We start from the raw sequence: 16466 nt of genomic DNA on the forward strand, positions 1-16466 counted from the left end.
ATAAAAAAGCCTGATGAAATTCATCAGGCTTTTTACATTTTTGCTTATTTCTAATTAGCTTTTTTCTGGCATCAAGATACCAACTACTTTATCTTTTGTAAGGTATTTTTTAGCTACGTCTTGGATGTCTTTTGCCGTGATAGCATTGATTTTCTCCTCCACTTTCAAGATATCTTCTGGACTTGTCCCATTCGTGTAAGAACGGTTGAAATTTGTCAGCCAATATCTATTTTCTTTGATGTCTTTTTTATAATCCAAAAGTTCTGCCTCTTTGAATTTCGTAACATCAGCAGCTTGAGGACCGTTGTCGATTATTTTCTGCAACTCTCTCAAAGCCGAAGCTGTCAATTTCTCTGCATTGTCTGGACCGCAAGGGAAACCAATCGTAAAGTTATAAGCTCCGTTTGGCACTTTGCTCATGCTTCCTCTAGCGCTGATTCCATAAACACCGCTTTCGTTTTCTCTTAGCTCTTCAATCAGTTTGATTGTCAACACTTCGCCAAGAGCCTGCATTGCCAAGGCTTCTTTTGGGCTGTATTGTGCATCGCCATAGAACATAATCGAAACTGTACTTTTTGGATCAGTACCTTTGTTTACAATTTTCTTATGTTCACCTTTAAGCATTCTGTAGCCTAAGTCGATTGCTTTTTCTTTCTTGTCGCTAGATGGCAAAGCCGCCAAATATTTAGCTGAATATTCTTCTATTTTTTTATCATCGATGTTTCCTACAAAGAAAAATTCGAAATCGGCTGCATTCGCAAAACGCTCTTTATATTTATTGTACGCTACTTGGTAATCTGTAAATTCCCATGCTTTTTCATCAGGAATCATTCCAAAGAATCTAGGATTTTCTTTAAGCAGGTAGCCATACAATTCTTGTTGGAAATAGAATCCTGGCTGCGATGCCATGTTTTTGAAAAAACCTGATTGTTTTTGCTTGTAGCCTTCAAAAGCGTCCTTGTCAAAATTCAAGTCGGTGATATACCCAACCATCATCTGGAATAGGTATTCCAAATCTTTTGGCGTAGCGCTTCCTCTAAGACCTTCTGTGGTATTACCGATGTATGGATTTACGCTGGCTACTTTCCCAGACATGAATTTGTTGATATCATTCTCTTTTAATCCAGAGAAACCAGCCTGAGTCAAGCCTCCATTAGCAAACTGTACTTTTTTAAGCTCTTCATTCGAATACAAGTTCGTACCTCCAAAGCTGATAGCTTCCATCAAGATTTCATCGTTTTTGAAGTCGGTTTTCTTATAAGTCACTTTTGCTCCGTTAGAAAGAAACAAAGTAGTCGTTCCGATTTTGTCGTTTTTCTCTTTTTTTACGATGCTTCCCGGTTTTAGTTCCTTTCTCAAAAGGCTAGAAGCAATTTCTGTATCTTTATAAGGAGTAATGTCAGCGTCGTTTACTTTTAAAGTATTTAACACTTCTTGTTCCGTCGGTTTTTTCAATCCGTCTTTTTCAGGACCTGTAAGGATTACGACTCTATTGTCTTCTTTGATATAATCTTTAACCAGACCATTTACATCTTTCAGTTCAATCCCTGGCAATATTTTTTTCATGGCATTAAATGTCCACTCAATTCCAGGAGTTGGCTCTTTTTCTAGGAAATGCGACTGATACTCGCCTACAAATTCTCTAGAATCTGTTTTGTCTCTGTCGTTATACGCAGATTCTGTATTCGCTAAAAATTCAGATTTTGCTCTATCTAGCTCGCCTTGCGTGAAGCCGTATTTTTTTGCTCTTTCGTTTTCTGTAACCAACACTTTTAAAGCTTCCAATTGCTTGTCTTCTTGCGACATTGCAAATGATTGGTACGCTTCTTTTGTTCGAGCCCACGTGCCTCCATGATAGGAATAACCATAGGTAAATGGCGGCGTTGGCGAGTTGGTAAGCTCATTCAATCTGTTGTTGATCATTGTAGAATATAATCCTTCAACCAAAGATTTTCTAAAATCATTGACATTTACAATCGGTTTTGGCGTATCGTAGTCTTTATAAACCAACTGAACTTGCGCTGCCGAAGCTTCTTTATCGCTCTCAACGGCTACAAAAGTTTCTTTGTGGTTTGGAACATCATACACTTTTCTAGGTCTTTCGTTTTTAGGATTTTTATACGAAGCGAAATGCTCCTTAATTTTTTTCTCCATAGCCGCCACATCGATGTCTCCAACCACGATAACGCTCATCAAGTTCGGACGGTACCAATCTTTATAGAAGCTTACCAGCTTATCGTATTTAAAGTTTTCAAGGATTTCTTTCTTACCGATCGGAAGACGTTCCGCGTAATGCGAGTTGTACATCATTTTCGGCATATAACGTCCCATCATTCTTTTACCCGCTCCTAAACCGATACGATATTCTTCTAAAACAACCCCACGTTCTTTGTCAATTTCTTCTGGAGTAAGAACAGCATTGAAAGCCCAATCTTCGATAATCTGGAACCCTTTTTCAAGTTTTTCAGGATCGTCAGATGGAATCGGAAGGAAATAAACGGTTTCGTCAAAACTGGTATAAGCATTTAAATGCTGTCCGAACTTAACGCCGATACTCTGCAGATAGTCTACCAATTTATTTTTCGGGAAACGCTTTGTTCCGTTAAAGCACATATGTTCCATGAAATGCGCAAGACCTTGCTGGTCGTCGTTTTCAAGGATAGAACCGGCATTAATGACAAGCCTTAAATCTACTTTGTTTTCAGGCTTTGCATTTTTTTTGATGTAGTACGTCAATCCGTTCTCCAATTTTCCTGTTTTCACAGTGGAGTCAAAAGGAACGGGACTGTCGCCTTTAAGTTCTTGTGCAAAAATCGACATCGGAAATGCCAGCAAAAGCACAAATAGTTTGTTGTAATGTTTCATTTGGTTGCTATTTTTGTTGTTATAAAACTAAAGTTATAACTACAAATAAAACTATTTATTATAAAACATTTAACAGAAAATACGCACCTTTTTCTTATCTTATTAAAATTATTTTAATTATTCCTTAACACCCTCAATGTTTGGCATAATTCTCGTACAATTTATTATCATTATATTTGTTATTATAAATCCGATAAAATCTACTTTAAGATGAATAAGAATTATTTTATTGTTTTGCTTGCCTGCTTATTCTGTAGCGTAAGTAAAGCACAAGTCCAAACAGAAATTGCTCCTCCTTTCAATATAAAAACAGTTTCATTTGTTCAAAACGGACAAAATGTAATTCCGATATTCAGTCTTCAAGATGGATTTCAGCTTCAATTTGACGATTTATACGGCAACGAGGCCAACTATTATTATGAGATTGTTCACTGTGACTATAACTGGACGCCTTCTCAACTTGTAAAAAGCGAGTATATCCAAGGATTCGACAACCAAAGAATTCAAGATTATGAAAATTCTTTTAATACGTTGCAACTTTACTCTCACTACAGATTGTCCTTCCCAAATAAATTCACACAATTTAGGGTGAGCGGCAATTACATGATCAAAATTTTAAATGAAGACAAAGATGTCGTCTTTTCTAGAAAACTCATTTTATATGAAGATTTGGTTTCTGTTCCTTTACAGATAAAAAGAGCCAGGGATGTCCGCGATATCAATTATATGCACAATTTAGATTTCGCAGTAAAATCGAATGCCATCACTTTTGTCAATCCGTTGCAAAGCGTAAAAGTCATGCTCTTGCAGAACGGGCAGTTTAACGAAGCTATCTACAATATCAAACCGCAATACACAATCGGCAATGACCTGATTTATAAATACGATAAAGAGACCCAGTTTTGGGGAGGCAACGAATTTTTATATTTTGACAATAAGGAAATCCGATCGCCGGTAAACAACATCAGTTATGTACAAGCAAAAGATTTGTATGAGCCGCACCTCTACGCCAACAAAGCAAGAGCGAGCCAAGTATATACTTTCAATCCTGACGTAAACGGAAACTTCGTGGTCCGTAATCTGAACGCACAAAACAATGAAGTAGAAGCTGATTACGCGTGGGTATTTTTCACGTTAGATGCACCTAATTATTTCGGCAAGAATAATATATACATCAATGGCATGTTTAACAATTATGCTTTGAATGACGAAAATCGTATGGATTTTAATACAAAAACAGGATTGTATGAAAAAGCAATTGTTATCAAGCAAGGCTTTACGAACTTCCAGTATGTCATTGCAGACAAAACAGGCAAGATTGATCATGCCAATGCAATTGACGGAAATTTTTACCAAACGGAGAACAACTATCAGGTAATTGTTTATTACAGAGGCATGAATGAAAGGTATGATAAAGTAATCGGAAGAGGAATCGCTAATTCTGAAAACATTATCAACTAAAATGCTAAAAAACTGTTTTTAAAACCATTAAGCAAAATTTAATAGCAAAAACAGCCATCCAATAGTATAAATTTGTAATTTTGAAACATTATTAGCAATTTATGGTTACGCAAATAACTCGAGGCATTAAAATTTCTGTCCTGACTAGTTTTGAAGGAACGTACTTCAAGAACTACAAGATTCACTTTGCCTTTAGTTATGAAATCACGATTGAAAACCATAGCAAAGATTCTGTACAGCTCATGTCCCGCCACTGGGAAATTTTTGATTCTTTAAATAACAAAGAATTTGTCGATGGCGAAGGTGTGATCGGCAAAAAGCCTGTATTAAAACCAGGAGAATCCCATACGTATAGCTCTGGCTGTCTTCTTTCATCGCCTTTTGGCGCTATGAAAGGCTATTTCAACATGATCAATTTTACATCGACAAGAAACTTTAGAGTGATTGTTCCTACTTTCAGATTAAGCGCTCCTTTTGCGTTGAATTAATCTTAAAAATTCTAGCCCTTTCATCTTGCTTAGTCGGCATAAGCTGTTTCATTCAATAAGAATTACATTATTGTTATTGAAATGGTAATTCTTTCTATAATCCCTATTCATTTCGTATCTTTGCCACGCAAAAATTTGATATTATTAAATATAAAAACAAATCAGTATGCCAAAAGGAATTTACAATGTTCCGAGAGCTATTAACGAACCTGTTAAGTCGTATGCTCCAGGAAGTCCAGAAAGAGAACAAGTTTTAAAAACGTATAAAGAATTATATAATTCAACTGTCGATATCCCTTTATTTATCGGTGATGAAGAAATCAAAACGGGAGATACAAAAAGATTATTTCCGCCGTTTGACCATCAGCATAATTTAGGTCAATACCATCAAGCGGACAAGCCTTTGGTAGAAAAAGCGATTTCATCTGCTTTGAAAGCTCGTGAAAAATGGACTACCATGCCATGGGAACATAGAGCGGCGATATTTTTAAAAGCAGCTGAATTATTAGCTGGACCTTATCGCGCTAAGATCAATGCTGCAACTATGATTGCTCAAGGAAAAACGGTTCACCAAGCAGAAATTGATTCGGCTTGCGAATTTATCGATTTCTTGCGTTTCAACGTACAGTTCATGACGGAAATCTATGCACAACAGCCTGTTTCTTCTGAAGGAATCTGGAACCGCTTAGAGCACCGTCCGTTAGAAGGTTTTGTGTATGCGGTTACTCCGTTTAACTTTACTGCAATTTCAGGAAACCTGCCCTCTTGCGTTGCCTTGATGGGTAATGTTGTGGTTTGGAAACCTTCTGCAACTCAAGTCTACTCTGCGAATGTAATTATGGAAGTTTTCCAAAAAGCGGGATTGCCAAAAGGCGTTATCAATATGGTCAATGGAGATTCTGCCATGATTACAGATACGCTTTTGGAAAGCCCAGATTTCGCCGGAATCCACTTTACAGGTTCAACTGGAGTTTTCAATAGTATGTGGGCAAAAATCGGACAAAACATCAGCAAGTACAAAACGTACCCAAGAATCGTCGGAGAAACTGGAGGAAAAGATTTCGTTTGGGCACATCCGTCATCCAATCCGATTGAAGTAGCTACTGCCCTGTCTCGTGGCGCTTTTGAATACCAAGGACAAAAATGTTCTGCGGCTTCAAGAGCCTATATTCCTGCTTCTATCTGGAGTGCTGTAAAAGAACGCGTTGTAGCCGACATCAAATCGTTTAAAATGGGTTCACCAGAAGACACAACAAACTTTGTTTCTGCCGTAATTACAGAAGCATCATTTGATAAATTAGCGAAAGCAATTGACGATGCAAAAGCCTCTTCAGAAGCAGAAGTTATTGTTGGCGGTGGTTATGACAAATCAAAAGGATGGTTTATCGAGCCTACGATTATCGTTACTACAAATCCGAAATACGACACGATGTCGACCGAATTATTTGGTCCTGTATTGACAATATATGTTTACGAAGATGCCAAATGGGAAGAGTCGTTAAAATTAGTTGACGAGACTTCAATCTATGCTTTGACTGGAGCTATCTTCTCTCAAGACCGCTACGCTATTGACTTTGCTGCAAAAACTTTGGTTAATGCTGCCGGAAACTTCTACATCAACGACAAGCCGACTGGAGCTGTAGTTGGCCAACAGCCATTTGGTGGCGCAAGAGCTTCGGGAACAAACGACAAAGCGGGCTCTATCCTGAATTTGCTTCGTTGGGTTTCTCCAAGAACCATCAAAGAAACTTTTATTCCTGCAACGGATTATAGATATCCTTTTCTTGGGGAATAAATAAGTCATAAAGTTTGAAGGTCGAAAGCTGTAAAGACTTTTGATTGTAAATAAAAAAAGCCGAGTCTAAATATAGATTCGGCTTTTTACTTTATGACTTTCGACTTTTACACTTTAAACTTCAATGGTAGATGAACCACCTTTTTAGTTTCGAAAAATTCATTATCGAAAAAATCGGCAATATTGTATTCTTTGGCTTTTGGAAAATCTTTCAACTCTTCGGTCAGGTCGCCACCCTTAAGATATAATATTCCGTTTTTGAGTTCGTGCTTTTGCTGTTTTTTGATTTTTGATTTTACCCAAGCCACGAAATCAGGCATATTAGTCACGGCGCGGCTTACGATGAAATCAAAATCGCCTTTGACATTTTCGGCACGAATCTGTTCGGCTTTTACATTTTTCAGCTCTAAAGCCTCGGCAACAGCCTGAACCACTTTTATTTTTTTCGCAATAACATCAATAAGATAAAATCGAGTTTCAGGAAGCAAAATAGCGAGCGGAATTCCAGGAAAGCCACCGCCAGTCCCTACATCCAAGACATACGTTCCAGGATCAAATTCTTGAATTTTTGCAATTGCCAGTGAATGAAGCACGTGTTTCGTATATAATTCGTCGATATCCTTGCGAGAAATCACGTTGATTTTAGCGTTCCAATCATGATATAATTCCTCTAATTTCTGAAACTGTTGCTTCTGAATATCAGACAGATTAGGGAAATATTTTAGAATTTCTTCCATTTTAAAAATTTTCACAAAAGTAATCATTTTCAAATTGAAATTTTTTAGGTTTTTATCCGTTTACATTATTAAGAATATTTACCTTTGAAAACTTATTTTGATTAATTATAAATTATATATGAATACCACAATTCCAACATTTTCCAAACAAGACAGCCTGAAATTCTTCAGGACTCTAAATACGCGTGTCAATAATTATTTCAAAGAAAATAATATCAAGAAGACCGGGAACTGGAAATTGCACTTAAAAGCAGTCGTAATGTTTACGATTTTCCTGACGCCTTATTTCTTGATCCTGACTTTAGACATGCCGTTTTGGGTAATGTTACTTTTGTCTATCGTAATCGGCATTGGAATGGCAGGCGTCGGAATGAATGTAATGCATGACGGAAATCATGGCTCTTACTCCAACAAATCATGGCTGAATAAGTTCATGGGAGGCAGTATTTATATCTTGGCAGGAAATGTTTACAACTGGCAAGTACAGCATAATGTACTTCACCACACCTACACTAACATTCACGGACATGATGAAGATTTAGATGCTGGACGAATTATCCGATTTACACAAGAAGCAAAATGGCACAAATTCCATAAATTCCAACACTATTACTCTGTTTTTCTTTACGGATTATTGACTTTCAACTGGGCAATCACAACCGATTTCAAACAGATGAAAAGCTACCTAAAAAGAAAACTGTCTTACGGAGAACCGCAAAGCCCGGCGAAATTATGGACCGTTTTAGTTATTACGAAAATCATCTACGTTTCGATCTGGCTGGTACTTCCTATGATTTTAGGAATTACATGGTGGAAAGTAGTACTAGGATTTTTAGTAATGCACTACACAGCAGGTTTGATCTTGAGCATCGTTTTCCAATTGGCGCACGTTGTTGATGAAACGACAAACCCTGTTCCGAATGAAGAAGGAGAAATCGAAAATACTTGGGCCATTCACCAATTGTATACTACAGCGAATTTCGCTCCAAAAAATAAGATTGTCAACTGGTTTACTGGAGGATTGAATCATCAGATCGAGCATCATATTTTCCCTCACATCAGCCATGTCCATTATGGAAAAATTGCTGAAATTGTAAAACAGACAGCAAAAGAGTGCAATCTTCCTTATCATGAATTTAAGACAATGCGTAGCGCGGTTGTAGCTCATTTCAAGCATCTGAAAGAACTAGGGCAAAATCCTGCCATCGCATAATTAACTACAATACACACAAACAACAAGTTTTTCCATGAATCATTTATCGGATAGAATTAACAAATTATCAACTTCACAAACCTTGGCAATGGCGGCATTGGCAAGAGAATTAAAAGCACAAGGAAAAGACATTATCAGCTTAAGCTTAGGAGAACCGGATTTCAACACGCCGGATTTTATCAAAGAAGCCGCAAAAAAAGCAATCGACGAAAACTACAGTACTTATTCACCTGTAGACGGTTATGTAGAGCTAAAAGAAGCCATCTGCAGAAAATTCAAAAGAGACAATAATCTTGACTATACGCCAGCAAACATTGTTGTTTCCACTGGTGCCAAGCAATCTTTATACAATGTCGCACAAGTAATGCTTAATGAGGGCGATGAAGTAATCCTTCCTGCTCCATATTGGGTAAGTTATTACGAAATCATAAAAATGTCAGGCGGTATTCCGGTTGAAGTACCGACTTCAGTAGAAAGCGACTTCAAGATTACGCCAGAACAGTTAGAAAAAGCCATTACGCCAAAAACAAAAATGATCTGGTACAGCTCTCCTTGCAATCCGAGCGGTTCTGTTTACAGCCGTGAAGAATTGACAGCATTGGCGAAAGTATTAGAAAAATATGCAAATATTTTTGTAGTCGCTGACGAAATTTACGAGCATATCAACTTTTCAGGAACATTCTGCAGCGTTGCTTCTATCCCAGGAATGTTTGACAGAACTATAACGGTAAACGGTGTTGCTAAAGCTTTCGCTATGACTGGGTGGAGGATCGGTTACATCGGCGCTCCAGAATTCATCGCAAAAGCCTGTACAAAAATGCAAGGACAAGTAACCAGCGGTGCGAATTCAATCGCGCAAAGAGCTACGATTACTGCTGTTGATGCCGACCCAAGCGTATTAAACGATATGGTGGCTGCTTTCAAAGGCCGTAGAGATTTAGTTGTTGGATTGATTAAAGACATTCCTGGATTGAAACTCAATGTTCCAGAAGGTGCTTTTTATGTTTTCCCTGATGTTTCTTCCTATTTCGGAAAAACATTAAGAGGAACTGAAATCAAAAATGCAGATGACTTTTCTATGTATCTTTTGGCAGAAGCAAATGTTGCTACTGTAACAGGAGATGCTTTCGGAAATCCGAACTGTATTCGCTTCTCTTACGCAACAAGCGAAGAATTGCTGACAGAAGCCTTACGAAGAATCAAAGAAGCTTTAGCTTAAAACAAATACGCCTCAAGGAAACTTGGGGCTTTTTTAATCTACAACTCCAACCCTGTCAGAGTTTTAAACTCTGACAGGGTCATATAAAAAGATACGAATGTCAAAAATACTATTACTCGGTTCCGGAGAATTAGGAAAAGAATTTACAATCGCCGCACAACGCATCGGACAGACCATAATTGCTGTCGATAGTTATGAAAATGCTCCTGCCATGCAGGTTGCTCATAGTTTTGAAGTCATCAACATGCTAGATGGTGATGCCTTAGACAAAATCGTCGCAAAGCACCAACCCGACTTTATTGTTCCTGAAATTGAAGCCATCCGTACCGAACGTTTTTACAAGTACGAAAAGCAAGGTATTACCGTGGTTCCTTCTGCGAAAGCGGCAAATTTTACAATGAACCGAAAAGCAATACGCGACTTGGCAGCAAAAGAACTAGGATTAAAAACAGCCAATTACAGATATGCTACCTCAGCCGAAGAATTACAGAAAGCAGTAAAAGAAGTCGGAATTCCTTGTGTTGTAAAACCATTAATGTCGTCTTCGGGTAAAGGGCAATCCACAATCAAGACTCCGGATGATATTGAAAAAGCGTGGAATTACGCTGTAGAAGGCTCACGTGGCGATGTCGTGGAAGTCATCGTGGAAGCTTTTGTAAAATTCAATTCTGAAATTACCTTATTAACGATTACCCAAAATAACAATCCGACGCTTTTTTGCGCTCCAATCGGACATAGACAAGAACGCGGCGATTACCAAGAAAGTTGGCAACCGGCACGAATTTCGGACAAAGATTTATTTGAAGCGCAAGACATGGCTGAAAAAGTAACCGAAGCTTTAGGCGGCGCCGGACTTTTTGGTGTGGAATTTTTCTTGGCTGATGACGGCATCTATTTCTCGGAACTATCTCCAAGACCACACGATACTGGAATGGTAACTTTGGCTGGAACGCAAAATTTCAACGAATTCGAATTGCATCTGCGTGCCATCTTAAGCTTGCCTATTTTTGAAATAAAACTCGAAAAAGCAGGTGCTAGTGCCGTAATTCTGGCTTCAAAAGAAGGTTCTAATCCGAATTATGAAGGTTTGGAAAAAATTGCTGGCCTTGCTAAAACAGATTTCAGAATCTTTGGCAAGCCGACAACAAGACCGTATCGAAGAATGGCTGTCGCACTGACCAACGACACTTTAGAAACTCCTATTGAAGAAATAGTTGAAAGAGCACAAAATGCTGCCAGATTAGTAACCATAAAATAATCGAGATATGAAAAACATAATTGCAATTGCCTTCTTGTTTTTGGCTTTCTCAGCGAATGCGCAAGACTCAAAATCAAAACAGAAAAAAACAGGACCAAAACCACAAATAGTTGAAGCCTCATGCGGCCAATGCCAATTCGGAATGAAAGGACACGGCTGTGATTTGGCGGTACGAATTGATGGAAAGCCTTATTTTGTAGACGGCACTGGAATTGACGACCATGGCGATTCTCATGCTGGCGATGGATTTTGCTCCAAAATCAGAAAAGCAGAAGTTGTAGGTGAAGTTAAAAACAATCGTTTTGTAGCTACTTCTTTCAAATTACTTCCTGAAAAACCTAAAGGGAAATAGTCCTAAATTATTACATAAAAAAAGCGCTTGAAATTCAAGCGCTTTTTAGTTGCATCTTATTTTTTATTTCCGATGTTCTTGTTGTCGAAACTCGAAACATCTATTACTTCTTCCAAATCTACATCGAAAGAAATACTGATGGAATCTCCAATGGCTGTTACAGGTAATTCATTTGACAACTGTGATGATCCTACAAAAATATTCGGATAATCTTTTACGGTAAAATAGTAAAAACTGTTGCCGTTTTTGACATCATTTTCAATTCTTGTCACTATAGTTTTTAAGCTTTTCTTGCTAGTTACACTTTCCGGATTGATACCATTATCGGCCATGTTATACACATTTTTATAAGCCATAAGCGTTTCCCTCATTGTATTTCCAACGCCAACAATCGTGTAATCGTTTATGGAAACCATGGCAAACATTTTTACCAGACCGCCATCGTCTTTCAAAGTCATTACATAAGTCGGTATGTTGTTAATCACATACGGAATAGGCAACGAAGCATGGTATCCTTTTTCTTGGACTTTTCCTTCGGCAGAACTTTGGGCCGCATATTCAGTGGCACCACTTTGCTTGTAATAAGTAGTTTCTTTGGTTCTTGTATCTACCAAAACAAATCCTACAGTCGATTCTTCTTTACCAACAGAAGACAATCCTGTGTACCAATAGGATTTATGATTTTCGCCATACACAAGGGTCAATCCTTCGGTGGTTTGGAGTTTATTTTCATTCGAAAAATTCCAAAATCCATGAACATATTCGCCCCAATCGTTTAGCTGTTCTTCGATAAAACTTATCGGCTGAATCCTGTCTACCCAAAGCGGCGTATTATTGATATCGTATTCTTTAATTTCTCCGGTCTGTGCGTCAACTGTCAGAACACCTGTCGCGTCATTTCCGGCAAAGCCTATTCTTTTTTTGTATTTGGTAACAATCCAATACGGATTTCCTTTATCGTCAATCTCGAAATTAAAATCTTCTAATCCGACGGTTGCATAGCCATTAAAATAAACATGTCTATCAATCCTAGACCCAAAATAGGCCGCTGGCTGGTATTTTATAGAAAGGCGTTTCCCATTTATATCTTGGATCAGCTTGACATCTCTTTCGTTTGTAGCAGAAACCATAACATAGCCAGGAGTACCTTCAGAATTATTATACCATTTAAAGAAACCTGTATGCAGCAATGGGGCAACCCAATACAATTCATCATTTACTTTTTGAATCGTAAACTCCCCTATTTCTGCTTGGCTCCCTAAAGACGGCTGCGAACCGATTATCTTTTCGCCTAAAAGCATGGCAAGTTCTTCATCTACCACTCTAATTTTATCGAGAGAAATCGGCGCGATGTGATTTTTAAGGTCTTCTCCATTTTCAACTTTCCCGATTAATTTTTGATAAGCACTGCTTCTGAACATCGGCAACGATGTCGCTAACGGCACCACCACAAGATAAACTAGGAGTCCAAAAGACAAAAAGAACAAAATTTTGTTCGTTTTGGAAAACATATTCAATTTTCTTGTCGTTGATGTCACTTCAATTTTAGAAAAAAGAACAATTGCAATAAGTAACAGTAATAACAGTAAAAGCGGCAAGCCCACAAAGCCATAATTGATTACGGGCAAGACGTTATAAAACAATAAGAATCCAATTAAAAGCAAGGCTAAAATCAGGATAATTTTTTTCATGGTTGTTTTCTATTTTGGTTTTATAATAAGTCTGTGAATGAGAAAAATGTTACAATTTTTGAACAGCAGATTTCTTTTAGAAAATTATGGATAATTTTTTATCTTTATAAGTAGCTAAAAAAAAGAACGCCATGGAAGAGAAAAAAGAATATTCAAATGGTGAAGTAACAGTTGTATGGCAGGCCGAAAAATGCATTCATTCGACAAATTGCGTAAAAAACAATCCGGATGTTTTTCAGCCTAAAATGAGGCCTTGGATTAAAATTGATGGTTCAACTACAGAGAAGATTATTGATACGGTAAACAAATGCCCGTCGGGAGCTTTGAGCTTTTACAAAAACATCTGACGCTTCATTCAAGATACCCTAGCAAATAACTTTTATTTTTATGATTTTCATAAAAGCGACGATTAAGATTTTTATTTTACAAAATTTTAAGAACTCAATCTCTATTTTTGTTTTTGAGCACCCTAAATCTACCCATTCATGAAACTACTCATTGTTGAAGACGAACCTAATCTTTTATCGATTATTCGAAAAGGACTTTCTGAAAAAAACAATGAGGTAAGCGTTGCTCTTGATGGAACCACCGCTCTTGAAATGATCCATAATCATAATTTCGACGTGGTCATTTTAGACATCATGCTGCCAGACATTAACGGGATTGAAATCTGTCGACGGTTAAGAGCCTCAAAGAATTTTGTACCGATTTTACTGTTGACCGCATTAGGAACGACAGAAAACATCGTAACTGGACTAAATGCAGGAGCCGACGATTATCTTGCAAAACCTTTTAAATTTTCCGAACTAGAAGCCCGAATCAGCGCTCTTGCCAGACGATCCAACCAAGACCATAAGCCAAACGACACTATAGTCATTGACGATTTAGAAATTGATTCTCGATCAAAAACCGTAAAAAGAAATGGCGAAAAGATTCAGCTAACAGCAAAAGAATTTAAGCTATTACAGTATTTAGCCCGAAATGCCGAAGTTATTCTTTCGCGAGAAAAGATTTTGGATAATGTGTGGGATATCAACTTTGACATGAACACGAATGTTGTCGATGTGTATATCAATTATGTGCGAAACAAAATCGACAAGCCTTATCAAAACAAACTCATCCATACCATTAAAGGTCTTGGATATGTCATAAAACCATAAATCCGGATGCAGATACGAAAAAAAATTACGGTTACTTATATTGCGCTTTCCTGTTTCAGCACGCTGCTTTTGAGTGCCGTTATTTTTTTTCTGTTTAAGCAAAATAACGAGTATTATTTCCTGAAAAGATTACAGGACCGGGCAAAAATCGCTTCTTCCATTTATTACCAGAATGACCCGCTTAAGACGCGTTATTTTCAAGAATTTAAAAAAGAAGGCTTAGAAGAACTAGTCGAAGAAAAAGATTATGTACTGAAAGTAAATGGCGAAAACACTTTTGAATACAATACCGACTTGCATCTCCCGCCTGATTTCTATGCGGAAATAATGAAGACCGGCTCTAGCTGGATTGAAGAAGATTATCGCTATTATTACGGGCAGATCTTTAAAGAATCGGGACAAAAATATATGGTAATCGTTACGGCAAAAGACCGTCGCGGCAATACCAGCGCTATTTATATCGTACAGATTTTAGTTTTCGGAGGCATGGGATTCCTAATCCTAGCTTACTTTTTCGGAAGATTTCTGGCCCGCCGCGTTATCGATCCTATGGCACGGATTACGAAAGATGTCAAAAGAATCAGTGCCTCAAATCTTCATAACCGACTGCCGGACGTTGAAGGAAATGACGAGATTTCGGATCTTACGAAAACTTTTAATGACATGCTCGACCGATTGGAAACTTCATTCGAAATACAAGCCAATTTCATCAACAATGCTTCGCATGAGTTGAAAACGCCAATAACTACAATCATTGCCGAAACCGAAATCATGCTCCTAAAAGAAAGAGAGGTTGAAGAATATGTCAATTCTCTTGAAAACATAAACAGACAGGCTTCCAAACTTGGCAACTTGACTGAAAGCTTGCTGAAATTAACCCAAACTGGCTACGATGGTACGAAACAAGTATTAGATGTTGCTCGAATGGACGAATTGCTCTTGGAAGCCAAAGCTTCAATCGACACTTTGTTTCCAGACAATCGTGTCAATATCAAATTGCACAACATTCCTGAAGACGAATCACTGCTGACTATTCCTTGCAACAGACCTTTGCTGGAACTCGCCTTGAACAATATCATTTCTAACGGCGTAAAATATTCTGACAATGACGAAGTATTCGTGACACTTTCGGCCGACAAATCGAAGATTAAAATTGCCATTACCGACATCGGTATCGGTATCCCGCCCGAAGACATTCCTTATTTATATGAGCCTTTCTTTAGAGGAAAAATTGCGTCTAAATACAACGGCTATGGCCTTGGGCTTCCATTAGCAATGAAAATCATACGCATGCACAATGGCGAATTGCAAATTCAGTCTGAAACTGGAAAAGGAACCGTCGTAAATATCACTTTCCATAAAAACAACATTAGAAATTCTAATCTAAAATCTTAAGAAATTCTAATTTTAATCTAAGTCCGTTCTAATCTCGAGCCCTTTATTTTGCATGTATAATTAAAAACTATACATATGAAAAATCTATTAATACCATCGACATTAGAACAAGACACTATCAATGCTGTTAAGACTGCTATCCAGCAATCGAGAGGAAAAAGCTGTACCATCTTTTTAGCATTAGTTAGCGAAATTCCGGATACTTTTTCTTCTGCTTCTTTTCTAAGAAACATAAAAAGCGACATGAGCGTTTCGCAAAAAAGCATCTTAACGACTTGCCGTGAGCTAACTGCGGCTTCAGGAAACTGTTCTTTAAAAATCCATAATCAATATGGAATTTCTGCGCCGGTGATGAAAAATCTCATGGAGCACCTCAACATTGAGCTGGCCATCTTGACGCCTTCTTATAAAAATACCGAAAAGCGAATCCACAGCCAATTTCTACAGATTCTGTCCAATTGCAAATGCCCGATCCTTCATTTATGTCCAAATTTTGAAGAACAAGATTTAAGCAAAGCAATGTATCTGGAACAGACAAAATCAAGATTACAGATTGAAGACTTACAAGAATTAATTCAAGATCATTTTGATTTCAGGATAGTGAGCCAAGCCAAAATTTTCAGCGATCAAAAACCAGAAGAAATCCAACCATTGCTGACAGAAGCCATCACAAAAAACAACATCAATCTTTTGATCGAAACCCGAAAACCTAAAAAGATCAAGATGAAAAATAAAGAAATCAACATTAATGAAAGCTTTGGACTACCGGTGTTGTCTTTATATGAAGAAATCGTCTAAAGCCATGAAAAATTAATAAGAAATAAAACAATAT

At 37.6% G+C, this 16466-nt stretch carries 14 protein-coding genes; 11 read left to right on the forward strand and 3 right to left on the reverse strand.

The genetic code is table 11. From position 1 onward, the window contains the following. Positions 1 to 54: 54 nt before the first annotated feature. Entirely contained in the window at positions 55 to 2865 is a 2811-nt protein-coding gene (locus GGR22_RS04875; RefSeq protein ID WP_182492784.1) for a M16 family metallopeptidase, read from the reverse strand. A gap of 210 nt (positions 2866 to 3075) precedes the next feature. Here GGR22_RS04875 and GGR22_RS04880 point away from each other — a divergent pair, with 210 nt between their 5' ends. The 3 genes from GGR22_RS04880 to pruA all read left to right on the forward strand — a co-directional run bounded on the left by GGR22_RS04880 (position 3076) and on the right by pruA (position 6609). Further along, positions 3076 to 4326: a type IX secretion system plug protein gene (locus GGR22_RS04880; RefSeq protein ID WP_182492785.1), complete on the forward strand. Its 1251-nt coding sequence runs from the start codon at positions 3076 to 3078 to the stop codon at positions 4324 to 4326. A gap of 101 nt (positions 4327 to 4427) precedes the next feature. After that, a complete protein-coding gene (gene apaG / locus GGR22_RS04885) occupies positions 4428 to 4814 on the forward strand; it encodes a Co2+/Mg2+ efflux protein ApaG (protein ID WP_121375229.1) in 387 nt (128 codons plus the stop codon). A gap of 166 nt (positions 4815 to 4980) precedes the next feature. Further along, a complete protein-coding gene (gene pruA, locus GGR22_RS04890) occupies positions 4981 to 6609 on the forward strand; it encodes an L-glutamate gamma-semialdehyde dehydrogenase (protein WP_182492786.1) in 1629 nt (542 codons plus the stop codon). A 107-nt stretch (positions 6610 to 6716) separates the two neighbouring features. Here pruA and rsmG read toward each other — a convergent pair whose 3' ends face one another. Then, complete coding sequence (gene rsmG / locus GGR22_RS04895) at positions 6717 to 7346, reverse strand: 16S rRNA (guanine(527)-N(7))-methyltransferase RsmG (protein ID WP_182492787.1); 630 nt, start codon at positions 7344 to 7346, stop codon at positions 6717 to 6719. A gap of 118 nt (positions 7347 to 7464) precedes the next feature. Between rsmG and GGR22_RS04900 the strand changes: the two genes are divergently transcribed. The 4 genes from GGR22_RS04900 to GGR22_RS04915 all read left to right on the forward strand — a co-directional run bounded on the left by GGR22_RS04900 (position 7465) and on the right by GGR22_RS04915 (position 11388). Continuing rightward, positions 7465 to 8559 carry a fatty acid desaturase family protein gene (locus GGR22_RS04900; protein ID WP_121375231.1) on the forward strand — a complete coding sequence of 365 codons (1095 nt, stop codon included), beginning with the start codon at positions 7465 to 7467 and terminating at the stop codon, positions 8557 to 8559. 34 nt (positions 8560 to 8593) lie between these two features. Beyond that, a complete protein-coding gene (locus GGR22_RS04905) occupies positions 8594 to 9778 on the forward strand; it encodes a pyridoxal phosphate-dependent aminotransferase (RefSeq protein WP_182492788.1) in 1185 nt (394 codons plus the stop codon). A 97-nt stretch (positions 9779 to 9875) separates the two neighbouring features. Continuing rightward, a complete protein-coding gene (gene purT / locus GGR22_RS04910; RefSeq protein WP_182492789.1) occupies positions 9876 to 11036 on the forward strand; it encodes a formate-dependent phosphoribosylglycinamide formyltransferase in 1161 nt (386 codons plus the stop codon). Positions 11037 to 11043: 7 nt separating this feature from the next. Next, entirely contained in the window at positions 11044 to 11388 is a 345-nt protein-coding gene (locus GGR22_RS04915) for a DUF6370 family protein (protein ID WP_182492790.1), read from the forward strand. A gap of 56 nt (positions 11389 to 11444) precedes the next feature. Here the strand turns inward: GGR22_RS04915 and GGR22_RS04920 are convergent, their stop codons facing one another. Further along, positions 11445 to 13079: a hypothetical protein gene (locus GGR22_RS04920; protein WP_182492791.1), complete on the reverse strand. Its 1635-nt coding sequence runs from the start codon at positions 13077 to 13079 to the stop codon at positions 11445 to 11447. A gap of 131 nt (positions 13080 to 13210) precedes the next feature. Between GGR22_RS04920 and GGR22_RS04925 the strand changes: the two genes are divergently transcribed. From GGR22_RS04925 to GGR22_RS04940, 4 genes are all read left to right on the forward strand, one after another. After that, complete coding sequence (locus GGR22_RS04925; protein ID WP_121375236.1) at positions 13211 to 13426, forward strand: (4Fe-4S)-binding protein; 216 nt, start codon at positions 13211 to 13213, stop codon at positions 13424 to 13426. Positions 13427 to 13564: 138 nt separating this feature from the next. Further along, positions 13565 to 14239 (forward strand): response regulator transcription factor, encoded by a 675-nt coding sequence (locus GGR22_RS04930; RefSeq protein WP_121375237.1) that lies wholly within the window; start codon positions 13565 to 13567, stop codon positions 14237 to 14239. Positions 14240 to 14245: 6 nt separating this feature from the next. Beyond that, positions 14246 to 15634, forward strand: a complete 1389-nt coding sequence (locus GGR22_RS04935; RefSeq protein WP_182492792.1) for a HAMP domain-containing sensor histidine kinase — start codon at positions 14246 to 14248, stop codon at positions 15632 to 15634. Between the two features lie 75 nt (positions 15635 to 15709). Further along, positions 15710 to 16432, forward strand: coding sequence for a hypothetical protein (locus tag GGR22_RS04940; protein ID WP_182492793.1), 723 nt, complete (start codon positions 15710 to 15712; stop codon positions 16430 to 16432). Positions 16433 to 16466 lie beyond the last annotated feature (34 nt).

The sequence above is a fragment of the Flavobacterium gossypii genome (assembly GCF_014138495.1).
Lineage (GTDB): Bacteria > Bacteroidota > Bacteroidia > Flavobacteriales > Flavobacteriaceae > Flavobacterium > Flavobacterium endophyticum.